Origin of the sequence: Pseudomonas sp. W5-01, from assembly GCF_046540435.1 — a bacterium.
GTDB lineage: Bacteria > Pseudomonadota > Gammaproteobacteria > Pseudomonadales > Pseudomonadaceae > Aquipseudomonas > Aquipseudomonas graminis_B.
On sequence record NZ_JAXCIP010000002.1, the window covers coordinates 690,831 to 710,431 of the forward strand.

Genomic DNA, 19,601 nt, shown 5'->3' on the forward strand with positions numbered 1-19,601 from the left:
ACCGGCTTCAGCCGGGAAGGGGCCGGTGGGGACACCCTTGGCTTTCGGTCTGACCTGACTCAAATATCCGACACACTCACCCAGCGCATCTCCTTCGCCGAAATGCGAATCGCTGTAGCCAGGCGCTCGACCTCCATCGCTTCGGCAAAATCCGTCCCGCTCGAAACCTGCCCACCCAGCGCCTGGATGAGGTCGTGCACTTCCAGTGTCTTCAGTTCGTTGTACCCCAACTGATGCCCCGGCGCCGGGCAGAAAGACGCGTACCCGGGTTGCGCAGGACCGGCCAGAATCCGCTGAAAGCCGTCGCGTCCCGGGGATCCTGTTCGGTACAGCCGCAGCTCGTTCAAGCGTTCCTGATCAAACGACAATGTCCCTTCGGTGCCACCGATCTCGAAGCTCAGGTGATTCTTGTAGCCGTGCTTCAGCCAACTGCTGCCGAACGTACCTCGCGCGCCGTTGGCGAAGCGCAGCAGCGCGTAGGTCTGGTCATCGATACTGATCGCCCGTTGCTCTTCGCTGCCGCGCGTGGCCGGGCGTTGCGGATACACGGTTTGCGAGTCTGCGCACACCGCGTCGACATCGCCGAGCAGGTACCGCGCCATCGCCAGCAAATGACTGCCGAGGTCCGCCAGGGCTCCGCCGGCATGGGCCTCTTCGCAGCGCCACGACCACGGCGACAGCCCATCGCCCATGAAGTCCTCGCTGAATTCCCCCTGAAAACTGACGATCCGGCCCAGCTCGCCACGCTCGATCATTTGCTTTGCCAACCCGATGATCGGGTTGTGCTGGTAGTTGTAACCGACCCTTGTCACCACGCCGGCCTTGCGCGCTGCCGCCTGCATCTCCCGCGCCTGCGCCAGACTCACCGCCAGCGGCTTCTCGCAATACACTGCCTTGCCCGCTTCAAGGGCCGCCATGGCCATGGGGAAATGCAGCTGGTTTGGCGTGGTGATCGCTACCAGATTGACCGCTGGATCGCTGATCAGCTGTTGCCAGTCGTCATGGCTGCGCTGGAACCCCCAACTGGCTGCGCACTGTTGCGCGCGCGCAGCATCGGCATCGGCCAGCGCGACAAGGATGAGGTTGAAGGGCAGATCGAACGTAGTGCGTGCGTTGTGAAACGCCAGGGCGTGAGCCCGACCCATGAAGCCCGTGCCGATCAGGCCGACGCCCAGTTCTGGAAGAGAATTCCCGCGCATGACAGCGTGTCCTTTAAGACGTGTTGTTGTGCGGAAAATGTAGGCGGTTGGGCGCACCCGATGGAATCTTTATTCCATCAGGAACACCTCAGTTTCACCTCAGCGGCGTGGGTTTACCTCCACGACTCAGGACAGAAACCCGCCGTCCACATTCAACGCCACGCCCGTCGTGTAGCTCGACGCGTCGCTCGCCAGGTACAGCACCGTCCCCGCCATCTCGCTCGGCGCCGCCACGCGCTTGAGGGGAATCTGCGCCAACGCGGTGTTGAGGATCTTCTCGTTGCTCACCAGCGCCGAGGCGAATTTGGTGTCGGTCAGGCCCGGCAGCAGGGCGTTGCAGCGGATGCCGAACTGCGCGCATTCCTTGGCGAAGACCTTGGTCATGTTGATCACCGCCGCTTTGGTCACCGAGTAGATGCCCTGATACACCCCCGGCGAGACGCCGTTGATCGACGCCACGTTGATGATGCTGCCGCCGCCGTGTTCGCGCATCAGCTTGCCGGCCTCCACGGACATGAAAAAGTAGCCGCGGATGTTCACGTCGACGGTCTTCTGGAACGCACCGAGATCGGTGTCCAGCACGTTGCAGAACTGCGGGTTGGTCGCCGCGTTGTTCACGAGAATGTCCAGGCGGCCAAACTGCTCGCGGATCTGCGCGAACACGGCCGTGATCTGTTCCATTTCACCGATGTGGCAGGCGATGGCAGTGGCCTGGCCGCCCTCGGCAATGATCGCGTCCGCGACCTGCTGGCAGCCGTCGATCCTGCGGCTGGAGACGATGACATGGGCGCCTTGCTGGGCCAGCAGTTTGGCGATCGCTTCGCCGATGCCACGGCTGGCCCCCGAGATGAAAGCGATCTTGCCATCGAGGTCGAACAGTTGGGTCTTGGACATGTTGTTTTCCTTGTCGTGTCGCAATCAGAGGCTGGAGCGCTCAATCACTTGCAGGGCCATGCGCTCCAGCAGGGCGTTCATGTGAATGAACTGAGCGAAGCGCTTGTCCTGGGTCTGGCCGTGGAAGAAGCGGTAGTAGATTTGCTGGACGATGCCCGCCAGACGGAACAGACCGTAGGTGTAGTAAAAGTCGAAATTGTCGATGGCAATGCCCGAGCGCTCGGCGTAGTACGCCACGAACTGCTCACGGGTGAGCATGCCCGGCGCATGGCTGGGCTGGCGCCGCATCAGTTGCACCGGCGCGGGGTCGTCCGCCTGAATCCAGTAGGCCAGACTGTTGCCCAGGTCCATCAGCGGATCACCGAGCGTGGTCAGCTCCCAGTCCAGCACGCCGATGATTTGCATCGGGTTGTCGGGGCCGAGGATCACGTTGTCGAAGCGGTAGTCGTTGTGCACCAGGCTGGAGACGGGGTGGTCCGCCGGCTGCTTTTCGTCCAGCCAGCGGGCAACCTTTTCCCAGCTCGGCGCATCGGCGGTACGGGCTTTCTCGTAACGCTCGGTCCAGCCGCGAATCTGCCGCTCAACGTAACCCTGAGGCTTGCCCAGATCGCCGAGGCCACAGGCGGTGTAATCCACCTGATGCAGTTCCACCAGCCGATCGATGAAGCTCTTGCACAGGGTTTCGGTCTGCGCGGCATCGAGGTTCAGCTCGGCGGGCAACTCCGCGCGCAGAATGATGCCCTTGACCCGCTCCATCACGTAAAACTCGGCACCGATCACGCTGTCGTCAGTGCAATGCAGGTACGCCCTGGGGCAATAGGGGAATGCGTCGCGCAGTTGATTGAGGATGCGGAATTCGCGGCCCATGTCGTGGGCGCTTTTCGCCTTGTGACCGAACGGCGGGCGGCGCAGAACCAATTCCTGCTCGGGGTACTTCAGTAGGTAAGTCAGGTTCGACGCGCCACCGGGAAACTGGCTGATCTGCACGCTACCGCTCAGGCCGGGGACGTGGGCTTTCAGGTACGGGTCGATCAATGCAGCGTCGAGTTCTTCGCCGGATCGAACCGGGGTGGACTGGTCGGTGAGCGCCATGCGTATCCCTGCAGATTATTTTGGTGGGCCAGGATCATTGGCTAATCTAATGCGCACCGGCGGCCGCGAACAAGGGCTATTGGCGCGGGTGTTACGCCGCAATCAGCCGCCCTGATTCACAGGCGGGAGGCGCTGTCTTGCACGTCGCCCGGACGAAAAAAAACCGAAGCCGGGCAGCTTCGGTTCTTTCGCAACGGCGGTGCGTCCTCAGGAAGGAAACAGCTCGCTCAGTTTCATCGCCAGCATCATGTCGCCTTCAGCGCGCAGTTTGCCGCCCATGAACGCCTGCATGCCGTCGGTCTCGCCGCTGACGATGCCTTCCAGAGTTTCGCCGTCCATCACCAGGGTGACCTGCGCGTCCGGGTTCTCGCCTTCCTGCAATTCGCAGGTGCCGTCCTTGACGATCAGGGAGAAGTTCTTGGTTTCGTCGATGCGGAAACCGAACACCAGGTCCAGGCCCGCAGCAGCGGCTGGGTTGAACTTGGCTTTCATGGCGTGGACGGCGTTTTCTACGGAGCTCATGGTGTGATCCTTTTATATGAGTGGTGATTAGCACTTTGCGAGTGCGATTGGCCGGGCTCAGCGATAGGTGATGAGCTCCGGCGCCTTCATCAGTTGCAAGTGCGCGTAACTGTTGAAGGAAGCCAGGGACACCTCGCGCTCACGGAACTTCACGTGATTGAGCGAGGTGTTGACGATGTGCCAGTTCAGTTCAAAAGCCTGGGTGGCCGGCATCTGCGTGATCAGGTGGAGCAGGGCGGTGATGGTGCCACCGGAAGTGAACACGGCGATGCGGTCGCTTGGCCCGGCGCTGTCGAGGATGCTGCTCAGGCCGGCTTCGACTTGCTCGACGAAGGCCTGCCAGCTCTGCAGGGCGGCGGCGTCGTGATCGCCCACCAGCCAGCGGCGGATGATCGCGGCGAACAGACGCTGGAACTCCGCGCGGTTGTTGGCCGCGTCGCGCATGATCTCGAAGGCGTCCGGTTCTTCATCCAGCATCGCCGGGAGCAGCGCGCGGATCACGCCTTCTGCGTTGAATTCGTTGAAGGCGATGTCTGTTTCAAGTTCGGGGGGGACAAGGCCGGCAGCGTTGAGCTGGGCGATCACCGTTTCGGCCGTGTGGCGCTGGCGGAACAGGGCGCCACTGATGCAGCGGTCGAAGTTCAGACCCAGCTGGGCGAGGTGTGCGCCGAGGATTTCGGACTGACGAAAACCGGTAGGCGACAGGACGTCGTAGTCGTCCGCACCAAACGAGGCCTGGCCATGTCGTATGAGATAGATGCTGCCCACGACCGCTTCACCCTGGCACGTTGAAAGTGCTGGGAGGTTATGAGGACGGCCCGCGGTCTGTCAATGAAAAAACATACGCTCGTTTGAATTGGCCGATCTGTCCCGTATTCGCCGTCGCGTCACTGGCTCGGCCACCGGCGCGCCGGTATGCTTGGCCCCATTCGCGATCCTCTGCCGAGGGTCTGCTGTACCGGTAAGGAGTTTCTGTGGAGTTCATTTTCGATTACGCCAGCTTCCTGGCAAAGACCGTCACCATCGTGATCGCGATCATTGTGGTGCTGGTGGTCATCGCGTCGATGCGCGGTCGCGGGCGCCGTGGCGCAGGCGGTCAGTTGCACGTCACCAAACTCAATGACTTCTACAAAGGGCTGCGTGATCGCCTCGAAGGTTCGCTGCTGGACAAGGCGCGGCTCAAGGCGCTGCGCAAGGCCCAGGCCAAGGAACTGAAGAAGGACAAGAAGTCCACCGAGGTCAAGTCGCGGGTCTACGTGCTCGACTTTGACGGTGACATCAAGGCTTCGGCCACCGAGAACATGCGCAACGAGATCACCGCGCTGCTGGCCCTCGCCACCCCCAAGGATGAAGTGGTGCTGCGCCTGGAGAGCGGCGGCGGCATGGTCCACAGCTACGGTCTGGCGTCGTCGCAGCTGGCGCGGATTCGTCAGGCGGGCATTCCGCTGACCGTCTGCATTGACAAGGTCGCGGCCAGCGGCGGCTACATGATGGCGTGCATCGGTACCCGTATTATCAGTGCACCGTTCGCAATCCTCGGGTCGATCGGCGTGGTGGCTCAACTGCCCAACGTCAATCGTCTGCTGAAAAAGCATGACATCGATTTCGAAGTGCTGACCGCCGGCGAGTACAAGCGCACGCTGACGGTGTTTGGCGAAAACACCGAGAAGGGTCGCGAGAAGTTCCAGGAAGATCTGGACATCACCCACGAGCTGTTCAAGAACTTTGTCGCCAGCTACCGCCCGCAGTTGCAGATCGACGAAGTCGCCACCGGCGAGATCTGGCTGGGCATTGCCGCCAAGGACAAACTGCTGGTGGATGAGCTGAAGACCAGCGATGAATACCTGTCGGAGAAAGCCAAGACCGCCGAGGTGTTCCACCTGCACTACGCCGAACGCAAGAGCCTGCAACAGCGGGTTGGCATCGCCGCGAGCACCTCGGTTGACCACCTGGTGACAGGGTGGTGGGGCAAGCTGACGCAGCAGCGGTTCTGGTGACTGATCCCTTGAGCGCATCGCGTGAAGGCTGCAGGAACCCATACAAGGACCGGCTTTAGCCGGGAAGGCGTCGGACGCCACACCGCAAGATTGACGGTGTTTGCACCTTGAGCCAGCTGAATTAAAAAGCCCCGACTTCTTACGAAGCCGGGGCTTTTTATCAAGCGTGTTTAAACGCGGAATCAGCAGCAGCGACTCAACGCCGCCGAAACAGCGGCAGCGGCTCGTCGGTGGCAGCCTGATACGTCACGGAAAAGTCCTTCAGACCTTCCAGCGCCTCGTACGGATCCTTGTCGGCACGAATGGCGAACGCATCGAACCCGCAGCGGTGCAGGTAGAACAGCTGGTCGCGCAACACATCGCCAATCGCCCGCAGTTCGCCCTTGTAACCGTAGCGGTCACGCAGCAGGCGCGCATTGGAGTAGCTGCGGCCGTCAGTGAATGCCGGGAAGTTCAGGGCGATGACCTGGAACTGATCCGCGTCGTCGCCGATTTCCTCGGCCTCCTCGTCGCTGTCCAGCCACACACCCAGGCCGCCGTCGCGGGCCTTCAACGCATGGGCATGCTCGCGCCACAGGTTAAGGGGCACGATCAGGTCATCGCAGTTGGACAGGCTGTCGAACGTCGTGTCCTTGGGCAGCAGGTGCCAGGTCTCGTCGATGACCTCGTTGTTCTTAATGATTCGCTGCATAGACGCGCTCCTTGAAAGGGTCGATGCCAATACGCTGGTAGGTGTCGATGAAGCGCTCGTCTTCGTTGCGTTTCTCAACATAGACGTCGATCAGCTTCTCGATCACATCCGGCATCACGTCCTGTGCGAACGATGGGCCAAGGATCTTGCCCAGGCTGGCGTCGCGGCTGGCGCTGCCGCCCAGTGACACCTGGTAAAACTCTTCGCCTTTCTTGTCCACGCCGAGAATGCCGATGTGGCCCACGTGGTGGTGGCCGCAGGCGTTCATGCAGCCTGAAATGTTCAGGTCCAGCTCGCCGATGTCGAACAGGTAATCGAGATCGTCAAAACGACGCTGGATCGATTCGGCAATCGGGATCGACTTGGCGTTGGCCAAGGAGCAGAAGTCGCCGCCCGGGCAGCAGATGATGTCCGTCAGCAGGCCGATGTTCGGCGTTGCGAAGCCTTGCTCGCGCAGTTCGCCCCACATCGCGAACAGCTGGCTCTGCTCGACGTCGGCCAGAATCACGTTCTGCTCGTGGGACGTGCGCAGTTCACCGAAGCTGTAGCGATCGGCAAGGTCGGCGATGCCGTCCAGTTGCTTGTCGGTGAGATCGCCCGGCGCCACGCCGGTCGGTTTCAGCGACAGGGTCACGGCCGCGTAGCCCGGCTTTTTGTGGGCCAGGACGTTGCGCGAGCGCCAGCGTGCGAAACCGGGGTGCTGTTGATCCAGCTGAGCCAGTTCGGCGCTGTAATCGGTCAGCGCCTTGTAGTCCGGGTCGACGAAGTGTTTGGCAACGCGATGCACCTCGGCCTCGGTCAGCGTGGTCTGGCCGCCGCGCAGGTGAGCCATTTCGGCCTCGACCTTCTCGGCGAACACTTCAGGGGTCAGCGCCTTGACCAGAATCTTGATGCGCGCCTTGTACTTGTTGTCGCGACGGCCGTAGCGGTTGTACACGCGCAGGATGGCGTCGAGGTAGCTCAACAGGTCCTGCCACGGCAGGAACTCGTTGATGAACGCACCGACCACCGGCGTGCGGCCAAGGCCACCGCCGACCAGCACGCGGAAGCCCAGCTCGCCGGCAGCATTCTTGAGCGGCTCCAGGCCGATGTCGTGGACCTCGATAGCAGCGCGGTCGGAGGCCGAGCCGTTGATCGCAATCTTGAACTTGCGCGGCAGGTAGGCGAATTCCGGGTGGAACGTCGTCCACTGACGGACGATTTCACACCAGGGGCGCGGGTCCACCAGCTCGTCGGCAGAGACGCCGGCAAACTGGTCCGTGGTGACGTTGCGCAGGCAGTTGCCGCTGGTCTGGATCGCGTGCATCTGCACGGTGGCCAGTTCGGCGAGAATGTCGGGGATGTCTTCGAGTGCCGGCCAGTTGAACTGCACGTTCTGGCGGGTACTGATGTGCGCGTAGCCCTTGTCGTAATCACGGGCGATCTTCGCCAGCATGCGGGCCTGGCGCGAGGTCAGCTGGCCGTAAGGCACAGCGACGCGCAGCATCGGGGCGAAGCGTTGGATGTAGAGGCCGTTTTGCAGGCGAAGCGGGCGGAACTCTTCTTCGCTGAGCTCGCCGGCCAGATAGCGGCGGGTCTGGTCGCGGAACTGCTTGACGCGGTCCTCGACGATCCGCTGATCGTACTCGTCGTATACGTACATGGTGGTCCTGTTCTCAGGCGGTTCACTGCTGCTGGGCCAGCCGGAAAGGCGATGCGTTGTCGTCTGCTTTCAGGCTACCGAACAAATCTGCGCGCACGGCCGCGCACTCCTTGCGGAGCCGGGGGAGGTTACCAGTTTGCGGATATGCGCAAAAGTGATGTTTGAGTATATGCACAGAACCAAAAGTGCTAAGCAGTACGTCGGTCCGGCATAACCTCACTTGTGATAAGGGCATGGCTCGACTTTACTCTGGCAATGGCCGACGACCCCTGTCGCTGGTCCGCGAGTTTTGCGATCACCCATAAAACAGACAAAAGGCGATGCAATGCGAAATCACCCGAAAGTTGCCAAGTCCGAGAGCCATGTGGATGCATGGGCCATTCTGTTCATTGTCGTGCTGGTGGTGGGGGCGGTGGTGTTCTGGGTGACGCACCAGTAGCGATAACCTCCACCTATCTGTAGGCCTGCTGCTGGCGAACCCGTTCATGCAGTCACTGCAACGGCGTCTGTGAAATCGGGCTCGCCATCAAGTCGGCTCCGAAGGGCACCCTATGCCGTTCTTTATAAGGCTGCTCGCCTTGTAAGCGCGGTTATCCGCCGATCGCTTTGCCATTTCCAGTCTTCATACTTCGGCCCTCACGATTTAATACTCAGGTGTTTCCGGCTGAATCGGCTAAAGGGCCTGCATGTAAAATTTAAATGATGGGTCAGCGTTCGATTAAACAGAATGTATATTCGGGCAGCCCACCGATGGCTATAAATCCTCGCTGTTGGTGTTGGCGTTCACAGTGCTGGCTTTAGCTGACTTTAAATTCTGGCTTCAGATTCTTTTCACTTAACGTGTCAGAACTTTCCGTAGGACCGCTCCTGATATTTGTAAGAAGTTTCTTGATGTGAAAACGTGGGTAGCATTTTAATTTTTCAGTCATTAGCCTTGCTCCTCAACGTCGGGTGGGATCTGGGCGATGTAGCTGCGGGCCCAAGGCTGTGGGGCCGAAGGGCAGGCTGCCGGGGCCGCGTTGTCCATGCTCGCACACGCCAATTTCCTCATCAAAATATCGAGTGTCCAAACGGACGGCAAATCCGTAGACGCAATATTCTTTATTCCCTGCGCGCACTTCATTGATGTGGGCGGAGGTCACGTTATCGCCTGAGTGATCGATTAATCATTCAATCCTGAAAATGCTCTCGGTGTTACCTATGAATTCAATAAGTCATGAGCCCTCCGGTATTGTGCCGATTAATGTAGACCTTATCTTCCAGGATACCTATTTGCTGGCGGTTGAACTGCGTCACTGTCGCACCATGACCGACAGCAAAACATTGCGCGAGACGTGTATTGCCCAAGTTGAAGGCGCGCGCAGCGCATTGCAGGAAGCAGGCATGAGCCAGCCCAGTATGGACTTGATCATCCATGCGCAATGCGCGCTGCTTGATGAAGCCGTGTTGACCAACGTCGGGGACGGCGTCCGACAGATATGGATCAACGAATCGTTGCAGGCCCGCTTCTGCGGGCGCCATCGAGCGGGTGAAATCCTGCATGAGCAAATGCGGGAAGTGCTGCGCGAGCCTGCGCCGGACATGCACGTCGTGACCCTATTCCAGCGGGTGATGATGCTGGGGTTTCTGGGCGGTTATCGATCGCTGGATGACGAAGAGCGCATGGTTCTGAAAAACCAGCTGGACGCACTGGCAGGGCCGCAGCTGTTCCCGGTGCGGCCGACCTGGATTGACGCCAGAGGGCCTGTCCGCGCATTCCCCTGGTGGCTACGTTCTCCACTCCTGCACCTGGCAATCGCGGGACTCGCGCTGGCAGTCCTGTGGTGGTTCCTGAATCGTACGCTCGCCAACATGGTCGACGAGCTTGTCGTGAGGGGCGTCTGACCATGACGGACTCACTCTCGGCCTTTTTTGACCACAGCCGTCACACCCTGCGCGTCGACGACTTGAATGCCGACCTCGACGTGCTGACGTTCACGGGCGAAGAACACCTCAGCCAGCCGTTCACCTACGTCATCGAGTTCACCTCGACGGTTCAGGATATTGGCGCCGGTCACATGCTCGGCAACGCCGCGCAGTTCACGCTGCACACCGCGCCCCACGTGCTCCCCAGCGCCATGGGCGGTTTGCCGTTACCCGCCGTACCCCCGCTGCGCACCCTGTGTGGCGTGGTCACCGGTTTCAAGTGCCTGTCAGCCTCCAGAGACGAGGCGCGTTACGAAGTCACCCTTGAACCGCGGCTGGCGCTGCTGTCCCGCGGGCATCAGTACCGTATCTACCAACACATGTCGGTGCCGGAGATTGTCGACAGCATTCTGCGCAGTCGCCACGACATGGAAGGCCATGATTTCCGCTTCAAGCTCGTCCGTGACTACCCCCGGCGCGAGCAAGTGATGCAATTCGGCGAAAGCGATCTGGCGTTCATCTCACGGCTGCTGGCCGAGGCGGGCATCTGGTTTCGTTTCGCCCACGACGCCCGTCTCGATATCGACGTGATCGAATTCAACGACGATCAGCGCCATTACCAATGGCCGCAAATCACGGTGCCGTGTCGCTCGCCCTCGGGGCTGGACAGCCATGACCAGGACGCTGTGTGGCAGCTGCAATCCGACCATTGCGTGGTGGAAAAGCGCATCCACTTTCGTGCCTACGACCCACGGGATGCCAATGCCTGGCTCGACGGCGAGGTGGACCAGAGCCGCCGCGCCACCACCACCTACGGCGAGGCCTATCACTATGCCGAACCCTATACCGTGCTGGGCGACGCACGGGATCAGGACGAAGACCTTATAAGCGAAAGCGGTTTCTTCTATGGCCGGCTGCGCCACGAACGTTATCTCAATGCCCAGACGCGTTTAACCGGCGTCAGCAGCAGTGCGACCCTGGCGCTGGGGCAAATCCTCGACGTCACCGGTGACGCCCCCAACGCGTTTGAACCCGGCGCCGTGATTACGGGCCTGAGCCTGCGCGCCGCCCGGGACCGCAGTTTCGAAGTCGCCTTCGTGGCCATTCCCTTCAGCGAGACCGTTTGCTTCCGTCCCCCGGTGCTGCGCAAGCCGCAGCTCGCCGGCACCGTTGCCGCCCGTGTCACCAGCGTCATCGCCAACGACCCCTACAGCCACATCGACAAGGAAGGTCGCTACAAGGTCAACTTCCTGTTCGACCGTGATCCCTGGGAGCCCGGTGAAGAAAGTGCGTGGCTGCGTCTGGCCCGGGCCTACGCCGGCGACACCCACGGCCTGCACCTGCCGCTGATTGCCGGCACTGAAGTGGCCGTGGCCTTTGAGCATGGCGACCCCGACCGGCCCTACATCGCCCATGCCTTGCACGACGACCGGCACCCGGACCCGGTGACCCTGGCGGACCGGGACTTCACCCGTAATGTGCTGCGCACCCCCGCCAACAACAAACTGCGCATGGAAGACGAGCGCGGCAAGGAGCACGTCAAGCTCAGTACTGACCACAGCGGCAAGAGCCAGCTGAATCTGGGGCATCTGGTGGATGCCAACAAGGACAAGCGCGGCGAAGGCTTCGAACTGCGCACCGATGGGTGGGGAGCGATTCGCAGCGGCAAAGGGCTGTTCATCAGCGCCGATGAACAGGCCGGCGCCCAAGGGCAGCAGTTGGAGATGGCAGCGGCGATTGCCCACCTGCAGCACGCGGTGGAGCAACTGCAAGGGCTGTCCCGGGATGCTCAGGCGAGCAGGGCCGAGCCCGCCGGCGTTCAGGCGCAAGTGGACTTGCTGGAGCAGAATCTCGAACAGCTCAAATCCGCCGTGTTGTTGCTCAGCGCGCCGCAGGGTATCGCCCTCACCAGCGGCAAGCACCTGCAACTGGCCGCCCACGACAACCTCATGCTCAACGCCGGCGGCGAAGCCGACATCAGCGTGGTCAAGCGGATGTTCATCGGGGTCGGCAAAGGCTTGAGCCTGTTCGTGCGCCAGCTGGGCATCAAGCTGATCGCCAATCAAGGCCCGGTCAGCGTGCAGGCGCAGAACGACACGCTGGAGCTGCTGGCCCGACAAGGCCTGAGCATCACCAGCACCGAAGACGAAATCCACATCGTCGCCAAGAAGAAGATCGTGCTCAACGCCGCAGGCAGCTACCTGACGCTGGAGCAGGGCCTCATCGAGTCGGGGACGGCGGGCGACCATCTCCTCAAGGCCGCGAGTTTTCAATTCCTCAAGGGCGGCGCGACCATGGCTGCCGACCATCCCGACTCCCCGAAACAGCTGACCCGCCAGCCCCTGCGCCTGAAGCTGGCCGCAACGCCCAACCTTGGCAGCAGCTGGACTCACATGCCCTACAAGCTTTATGCCGATGGCGGACTGATCACCGAGGGCGTCATGGACGGCAGCGGGCACGTCGAGGTTGATCATCAGCCGACGACGCAGGAATACCGGCTGGAAATGGCCAACGGCGTCAGCTACCGCATTCCCGCCGTGACCACTTACAGCCATCCCGAGCAGGGAAGGCTGGCGAATCAAGGCCTGCACAACCACCGTTCCGCGCCGGACACCCCGGTCAATCAGCCGGCTTCACACACCGACCACCGCACGCAGTATGCCGCCGTGCTGAATAACACCGCCGATCAGGAAGAGGAGGCCCCATGACGCAGCCCGAAATCGTCGCGCCCGTATCGTTTCAAGAAACCGACACCGTGATCCTGACGCCCCCCTGGTTCGTGCAGGAGTCTGAGTACCCGCCAGCTTTGGCGACGTACATGCCGCTGGTGAACGGCGAAGAGACCTTTGGTGCCGTGCACCGTGCCATTGCAAGCGCGACACGTTCGGTCGATATCATTTGTTGGGGGTTCCAGCCGTCGATGTATTTCATTCGCAACGGGGGGAAGCACCCCAGCATCGGCGCGCTGCTCATGGAAAAGGCCAAGGAGGGTGTAAAGGTACGCGTATTGGGCTGGGAGGCGCCGTTCAATACCGCAGGCATGGCGGGCGAAGCTAACCTTCCAGGCAAGGGGTTGCTTGCGCTCGACGATCGTAAAATGCAACACACCGCCGACGTCGAATACGGCTATGACCGTTATTGGTTCGCCAAGTGTGCCATTGCCGCTGGCCAGGCACCCAAGCGCATCAGTGAACAATACCCGGCTTACGCCAGTCGCGGCTTCAGCCTGTTCGACCGCGCCGAGATCGTTCACCAGGCCCGGTATCACAGCGCCGATCCGAACCTGAGCGCCATCACGTTCGCAGCCCTCGGTATTGCCGTCACCCACCATCAGAAAACCGTGCTGGTGGACTATGAAGCGCCCGAACACGCGGTGGGTTTCGTCATGGGCCACAACACCCTCGACGAATATTGGGACACGGATCGGCACTCGGCGCTCAAGCGCGACAAAGCCAATAAACCCGCGCCCAATGCCGGGCCTCGGGGTGACACGCCGCGTCAGGACATTTCCAGCCAGGTGGCCGGGCCGATACTTGAGCACCTGCACCACAACTTCGCCACGGCCTGGTTCGACGCGACGGGCGAAGACCTGATGACCACTCGCGACGCCATGGCCCTGGGCAAACGCCTGCAATGCCCGCCCGACCAGCAACGGCACTTCGCCCAGATCCTGCGCACCCAGGCCCAGGAAGGCCGTCGCGACATCGAGACGCTCTACCTGCAAGCGGTGAACAACGCCACGGGCTTCATCTACATCGAAAACCAGTACTTTCGCTGGCCGCCCCTGGCCGAAATGATCAAGAAGGCCGCCATCGCCCAGACCCAGGGCGGACGCGACCCCGGCAAGCACGGCGCATTGCACCTGTTCGTGATCACCAACGTGACCGACGACGGCATCGGCAAAGGCACGGTCAACACCCACCGCATGCTCGACAGCCTGGGGCGCGCCGACACCATGCCGAAAATCACCCAACTGCAGCGCATCGAGGCTGCAAAGGCAAAAGCCGCCGCGCAGGAGCAGGACCTGAGCGAATTGATCGCAGACCAGGCGACAACCCTCGCCACCGAACTGTTGTCCCTCTCGACGACCCTGCTGACCGGGGGCGACAGTGCGATCAGCGAGAAGGCCCGCGAAAAGCGACGCGACGCCGAAAGCGCGGCGGCCTTCCGGATGGCTGTGCTCGAAGACCAGATCAAGGCCATCCAGCAAGAAGTGCTCAAGCCCGAGGACATCCCTAACCTCAAAGTGCACATCTGCTCGCTGGTGGCGCCCGATTCACCTCCCGGTAACTGGATGCCGGTGTACATCCATTCCAAGCTGATGATCGTCGACGACGTATTTACCACCCATGGCTCCGCCAACATCAATACCCGCAGCATGCAGGTGGATAGCGAATTGAACGTTGCCCATGAGTGGGCGAGTGAAACTCAGGCGTTGAGGCGGAGGTTGTGGGACCTGCATACGGCGGGGAAGGGGATGCAGGATGATCCGGAGGCGGCGTTCGTCGCTTGGCAGGACATCATCATCAAGAACAAAGTCCGGCAGAGCGCCGAGACGAAAAATGAACCCTATGCGCCCCTCGTCGAGTTTCATTACTGCCCTGCAACGCGGACGAACCTCGACTGATGCGCCGGTTACTACTGCTCGCCTGCCTGACTCTGATCGCATGCGACAACCGCAACGAATTACGACCATCGACGGACATGGACATCCAAATGAAATCTCTCGCCGCAATCAAGGACAACTTGGCTTTCACTTGCAAGCACGAAACTCTCCCTTCAGCCAGTGCCGACAGCGATGTGCTGTTTAAATACGCCCGTTGGCTGGAGAAAAACAACCAGCTGAAACAAAATCCGGATATCGACCTTGAAATCGCACGGCTTTACCGGATCGCCACTGAGAATGGTCACCCCAAGGCCAATATCAACCTGCAGAACGGAGGCCTGCGCGGGAAATACAAAATGCGGGGTCACGAACACCTGCGCTTCAGTCAAGACCTGATCGATGCAAACGTAGCCACGGGTTACTACTTTGTGTCGGTGTTTCTAAAAAACGGTATCGCCGATCTGAAGCAAGACATGGAAATGTCGCTGCGCTATCTGCGAAAGGCCGCTGACGAGGGCAGTGCCCAAGCCCAATACGAAATCGGGGACGCGCTGGCGCCTAGCAGCAGGGCGCCGGATGTAGCGCGACAGATGCGTCGTTGCGCCGCCGAGCAAGGACATGGCGCGGCCGCGAATATTTTAGGCGTCTATCTGCAAGACAACGGCGCACATGCAGATGCTCTTGAAGCATTTCAGCTTGGAGTCGCCGCAGGCGACGAAAGCTCTTCCAGTTTTCTGCAGAACGGTTTCCGAGGGCCAGAACCCACCGACGAATTGTATTACCTCGGTCTGGAGGAGGACCTCCAACGCGCCGACCGCTACAAAACCATCTGGCGCATCCTGGCGAGGTATTCCTACGCCCACCCCAAAGTCCCCGAAATCAACGACATCCTCCCGCTGCCCCCGGCCAAACTGCCGCCGTGGGATGGCAAGCTGCAATGGCTGGAAGCCCGCGAAGCCAATGTCCCGCCTGAAAAACCATCGCCTGAGTTAATTCAGCGCCTGACCCAGGACCTGAAACTCGACCCCGCCACCGGCAGACCGATGCCGGGCGCCAAAGGCTTCAGCCAGGCAGACCTGTCGGCCGACCCATGCGTCGCCGGGACCAAGTGCCCGGTCAGCGGTTGGTGGCAGGTGGTCGTGCACCGGGAGCTGCACACCGCCGACGGCCAGTCCATTGTTCGTCACTTCGAGCAAGGAGACGTTTTCCCTGTCGAGCGCATGCGCTATTACCGTGACCGAATCTGGCCCCTGCCCAAGAGCGAACACGAAGGCCCGGTGCGGGTCTGGTGGAGGCTGGCATGAAGAAGTGGTTTCTGAAGGCGTTCTTCCTGCTGTCCGCAACAATGCTGCTGACCACAGGGTTGTTTGAGCTCTACAGCAAAATGCCAGTCTGCGAAGAGCGGGTAAACGGACGGGGCGCGCTGAACAATAGTTGTCTGCCCTATGATCAGGTACTCGCAGGTGACTACAGGGTCCGAAAAGGCCAGGTGTATTGGGAAGACCGAGAATATGCACCTGAAAAAAACTGCGGGTTCGGGGTTTATTCGATACTTGCAAATATAACTAGTTTTAAGTGTTTGTTGGAGATGAAGGGCTACATTCGGACAGTAGAGCACCGGACGTTAATCAAGGTAGAAAAGCTGTCGCCTAGATTCAGAGTTTTAGAAAGCAAAGAGCCCGGGCTGTTGGACTGGCAAAAAGAGCAATTCTACAAATATGCTGTGGGCGAACAGGGTGTGTACTTCGAAGGACGGTTGTTGGAAGGGGCCGACCCCAAAGACTTCTCGGTTATCTTCCCATTAGGTGATCATGATTTTTGGAGCTTTGTAAGTGTCTCTCGTACCGGGAATATGACCTTTGTTGGCGGGCAAAGCCTGGGTGATGTCGATCTCACTCTGTTTCGCTTGCTCGAACCCTCTAAATGTCCGGAGGCTTTCACTGTCTGCGAGACGGATGACCTCGCTCAGCTCCTCCAGGCAAAGGGTGGGGTTTTCGGCGCGTTAGGTAACGATGTGATTTTTTTGTCCGCATATAAGCTGGTTCGTTTTGAAAATAAAGTTTCCCCTGGCATGTATATGTTTTCTCACAAAGCTAAGCGGTATCTGCACACTCAAGGAACTCTGTATGAACTCTCAGTAGACCGCGGTAGACTTATAGGGTCTCCCAGTGATTATAAGGATGATATGATCTGGTTTCGCCCAGACTACAAGCCGCTTTCTCAGTCCTCCGAAGCGTACCTTCCTTGGCAGAACGAGCAGATCACGCAATATAGCGTCACGAACGATGGAGTCTACTTCAGAGGTCAACGTTTGGATGGTGCTGATCCCAGAGATTTCAAGGTTATTTTTCCTTTTGGTACAGATGCGCAATGGAAGACTTTCTATATATCTAAAAGTGGTAGTGTTTCGTTCCGAGATGAAATAAATATTGGAGCGGCTGATTTTAGAGAGCCAAAGATTTTACTTCCGTGCGACGTTTCTGCGAGCGGGGTGATTCATTCTTGCTGGTCATTTCGTGAGGTTTTGGCATCGGCCAACGTAAAAGGGGTTGTAGCCCAGCTAGGTGAAGACGTTCTTTATTTTCATCGTCATGGGGTAAGCAAGTTTATAGGTGCCGCTTCTACCGACTTCCATATTGCAGACGTTGACGGAGTCTTCTATCTCATCAGAGGGGGCGCAAGCTATAGGCTCTTGAGAAATAGTAAGTTCCCAGCGCTGAATTTTATTAGTGGATGGGGGACTTAGCGGACCTACCCACTTTGGATAAGTTTTTACGTTTGTAACAACAGTCTTACTCTTTGCCTGGCTTCGCTGAAGCCATGAATCACTTACATTTCTCAGCAAAAGGAATCAACCATGAAAGGCATCATCCGCATCGGCGACACCACCACCGGCGGCGGCATCGTCAAAACAGGCTCGGACGCAATGATCTTCGAAGGCATTGGCGCGGCGCGCGTAGGCGACATCGTGCTTTGCCCGTTGCCAGGCCATGGCACCACCCGCATTGCCCAGGGCAACTCAGGCTACAGCGACGACGGCGTACCCGTCGCGTTCCACGACGACCTCTGTGAGTGTGGCTGCGCATTGATCACCTCCCTCCCGGAAGCCAGCGCCGGCTGAGCAGGCAGGATGTTTATCAACACCCGAGACACCCAAGACAAGGACATCTGCCATGAGCAAGGACAACCCGACGCTGGCGTACTTCGACGCCGAGATGCGCTACCTGCGCGAAGCGGCTAAAGAATACGGCGCCGCATTCCCCGACCGCGCCGCCGCGTTGAATCTGGACAGACCCGGGGCTCAGGACCCCGCTGTCGAACAGCTGTTTCAGGGCTTTGCGTTCCTGATGGGGCGTCTGCGGGAAAAGCTCGACGATGACCTACCGGAGTTGACGGAAGGCTTGGTCGGCCTGGTCAGGCCGCAGTACCTGCGCATGATTCCGTCGCTGTCGATCGTCGAGTTCTCGCCTGACATCCATGAGATGAAGACCAACGAGACGATCCGCAAAGGCTTCGAGGTGCGCTCGCGACCGGTCGGCCCACAGGGGACTCGCTGCCGTTACACCACCACGCAGGACCTGACGCTGCGTGCGCTGTCCCTTGATGCCGTGGGGGTTGGACAGGAGGCGGATGGCCGCTCGGTGATCAGGCTGCGTTTCTCCCGGGGCAAGCTGTTGCAATGGGACACGATGGACCTGGGCAACCTGCCGTTGTACCTGAATGCCAGCGCGCCCGCGGCCAACGCCTTACATCAGGCGCTGGCGCTCAATGCCCGCAAGGTCTACCTGCGCAGGGGGAGCTCGGAGCGCGAGGAGGTCGCTGTCAAATTCAGCCCCAAGGGCTTCGGCGACGAGGATCGCCTCTGGCCGCAGGGCGAAGACCGTATCAGCGGCTGCCCGTTATTGCTGGAGTATTTCAGCTTCCCCGAGAAATTCATGTTCCTCACGATCAAGGGCCTGGAGCAGGTGAAACTGGACGCCAACACCAAGGCCTTCGAGCTGGAGGTGGTGCTCGGTCAACCCTGGCCCCGCGGGGTTGCGGTCAGTGCCGAGCATGTTCGTCTTCACGCCGTGCCGGTCATTAATCTGTTTGCCCTGGAGGCGGACCCTCTGGCCCTCGATCCCTTACAGACCGATTACCGGCTGCGGCCAGTGCAGGTGGAGGATGCCGACACGGACATCTATTCCGTGGACAGCGTAATCGCGGGCAAGCGTGCTGCGCGGCACGAGTATGTGCCCTTCAGCCATTTTCAGCACAGGGGCGGAATGCTGCGCGACGATGCTCCGGAGCGCTATTTCCATACCCGGCTCAAACCCGCGCCAGATGGGTCCCACGACACATGGCTGATCTTGGGCGGAGACGGTTTCGAACAGGACCGCTTGAACCCGGCACACCGCCTGACACTGCAGTTGACGGGCACCAACGGCGAGCTGCCGCGAATGGCGCTGGCCGAAACAGTGCTGGACCAGCCTGCGCAGTCCAGTCGGCGGACATTGAAGGTGCGCAACCTCTGTGCGCCGACGATGCCTTGTTACGCACCCGACAAAGACCGCTTTCACTGGCGCGTGCTCAGTCACCTGGGCTCAAGCTTTCTGCCCTTGCTCGACAGTGCCGAGGTCTTGCGCAATACGCTGGCGCTTTACGACTGGACCGACAGTGCGCTGAACCGGCGCCGGTTACAGTCGATCATCGAAGTTCGTCATCACCTGATTGAACGTTTTGAGGGCGGTTTTCTGCTGCGCGGTGTGGACATTGAAGTCACGCTGGAGGCAGGCCATTTCGCGGGGGAAGGGGACATCTGCCTGTTTGGTGAACTGCTCAGCCGCTTCTTCGCGCAGTACGCCGACATTCATCTGTTCAACCAGCTGACGTTGATCCTGCAACCGCAGGATAAACATTTGCGGTGGAGCGAAAACCACAGCCAGCGAGTACCCGGGTGAATCGTTAATTGGCGAGCACCGTGGCAGATTTTCTTTCATTGAGACGCTACGCTGCCGCAGAGCAAACATAGCGGTGTGGGAGCGAGCTTGCTCGCGATATAGGGCGGCAATCC

The 19,601-nt window shown here is 60.0% G+C and carries 15 protein-coding genes; 8 read left to right on the forward strand and 7 right to left on the reverse strand.

Going from position 1 to position 19,601, the window contains the following annotated elements; genetic code table 11:
* Positions 1–59: 59 nt before the first annotated feature.
* From SLW75_RS08450 to SLW75_RS08470, 5 genes are all read right to left on the reverse strand, one after another.
* Positions 60–1,199, reverse strand: coding sequence for a Gfo/Idh/MocA family protein (locus tag SLW75_RS08450; RefSeq protein WP_410934154.1), 1,140 nt, complete (start codon positions 1,197–1,199; stop codon positions 60–62).
* A gap of 126 nt (positions 1,200–1,325) precedes the next feature.
* Positions 1,326–2,093, reverse strand: a complete 768-nt coding sequence (locus SLW75_RS08455) for an SDR family oxidoreductase (protein ID WP_410934155.1) — start codon at positions 2,091–2,093, stop codon at positions 1,326–1,328.
* Between the two features lie 24 nt (positions 2,094–2,117).
* Entirely contained in the window at positions 2,118–3,185 is a 1,068-nt protein-coding gene (locus SLW75_RS08460) for a phosphotransferase family protein (protein ID WP_410934156.1), read from the reverse strand.
* A gap of 207 nt (positions 3,186–3,392) precedes the next feature.
* Positions 3,393–3,707: an SCP2 sterol-binding domain-containing protein gene (locus SLW75_RS08465; RefSeq protein WP_065991410.1), complete on the reverse strand. Its 315-nt coding sequence runs from the start codon at positions 3,705–3,707 to the stop codon at positions 3,393–3,395.
* A 57-nt stretch (positions 3,708–3,764) separates the two neighbouring features.
* A complete protein-coding gene (locus tag SLW75_RS08470; protein ID WP_410934157.1) occupies positions 3,765–4,475 on the reverse strand; it encodes a histidine phosphatase family protein in 711 nt (236 codons plus the stop codon).
* Positions 4,476–4,681: 206 nt separating this feature from the next.
* Between SLW75_RS08470 and sohB the strand changes: the two genes are divergently transcribed.
* Positions 4,682–5,704 carry a protease SohB gene (gene sohB, locus SLW75_RS08475; RefSeq protein WP_410934158.1) on the forward strand — a complete coding sequence of 341 codons (1,023 nt, stop codon included), beginning with the start codon at positions 4,682–4,684 and terminating at the stop codon, positions 5,702–5,704.
* A gap of 196 nt (positions 5,705–5,900) precedes the next feature.
* Here the strand turns inward: sohB and SLW75_RS08480 are convergent, their stop codons facing one another.
* Together SLW75_RS08480 and SLW75_RS08485 are read right to left on the reverse strand one after the other, a co-directional pair.
* Positions 5,901–6,395 carry a DUF934 domain-containing protein gene (locus tag SLW75_RS08480; RefSeq protein ID WP_192135702.1) on the reverse strand — a complete coding sequence of 165 codons (495 nt, stop codon included), beginning with the start codon at positions 6,393–6,395 and terminating at the stop codon, positions 5,901–5,903.
* A complete protein-coding gene (locus SLW75_RS08485) occupies positions 6,379–8,037 on the reverse strand; it encodes a nitrite/sulfite reductase (RefSeq protein WP_065991414.1) in 1,659 nt (552 codons plus the stop codon). The genes SLW75_RS08480 and SLW75_RS08485 overlap by 17 nt, the downstream gene beginning before the upstream one ends.
* 1,200 nt (positions 8,038–9,237) lie before the next feature.
* Between SLW75_RS08485 and tssL the strand changes: the two genes are divergently transcribed.
* From tssL to tssF, 7 genes are all read left to right on the forward strand, one after another.
* The gene (gene tssL, locus SLW75_RS08490; RefSeq protein WP_410934159.1) at positions 9,238–9,921 is read left to right on the forward strand and encodes a type VI secretion system protein TssL, short form; all 684 of its coding nucleotides are present in this window, start codon (positions 9,238–9,240) and stop codon (positions 9,919–9,921) included.
* Positions 9,922–9,923: 2 nt separating this feature from the next.
* Complete coding sequence (locus SLW75_RS08495) at positions 9,924–12,650, forward strand: type VI secretion system Vgr family protein (RefSeq protein ID WP_410934160.1); 2,727 nt, start codon at positions 9,924–9,926, stop codon at positions 12,648–12,650.
* Positions 12,647–14,569 (forward strand): phospholipase, encoded by a 1,923-nt coding sequence (locus tag SLW75_RS08500; protein ID WP_410934161.1) that lies wholly within the window; start codon positions 12,647–12,649, stop codon positions 14,567–14,569. The genes SLW75_RS08495 and SLW75_RS08500 overlap by 4 nt, the downstream gene beginning before the upstream one ends.
* Positions 14,569–15,852 carry a DUF6396 domain-containing protein gene (locus tag SLW75_RS08505; protein ID WP_410934162.1) on the forward strand — a complete coding sequence of 428 codons (1,284 nt, stop codon included), beginning with the start codon at positions 14,569–14,571 and terminating at the stop codon, positions 15,850–15,852. Before SLW75_RS08500 ends, SLW75_RS08505 begins: the two co-directional genes overlap by 1 nt.
* Positions 15,849–17,294 (forward strand): hypothetical protein, encoded by a 1,446-nt coding sequence (locus SLW75_RS08510; RefSeq protein WP_410934163.1) that lies wholly within the window; start codon positions 15,849–15,851, stop codon positions 17,292–17,294. Before SLW75_RS08505 ends, SLW75_RS08510 begins: the two co-directional genes overlap by 4 nt.
* A gap of 111 nt (positions 17,295–17,405) precedes the next feature.
* Positions 17,406–17,669: a PAAR domain-containing protein gene (locus SLW75_RS08515; protein ID WP_410934164.1), complete on the forward strand. Its 264-nt coding sequence runs from the start codon at positions 17,406–17,408 to the stop codon at positions 17,667–17,669.
* A gap of 52 nt (positions 17,670–17,721) precedes the next feature.
* Positions 17,722–19,488 carry a type VI secretion system baseplate subunit TssF gene (gene tssF, locus SLW75_RS08520; protein WP_410934165.1) on the forward strand — a complete coding sequence of 589 codons (1,767 nt, stop codon included), beginning with the start codon at positions 17,722–17,724 and terminating at the stop codon, positions 19,486–19,488.
* Positions 19,489–19,601 lie beyond the last annotated feature (113 nt).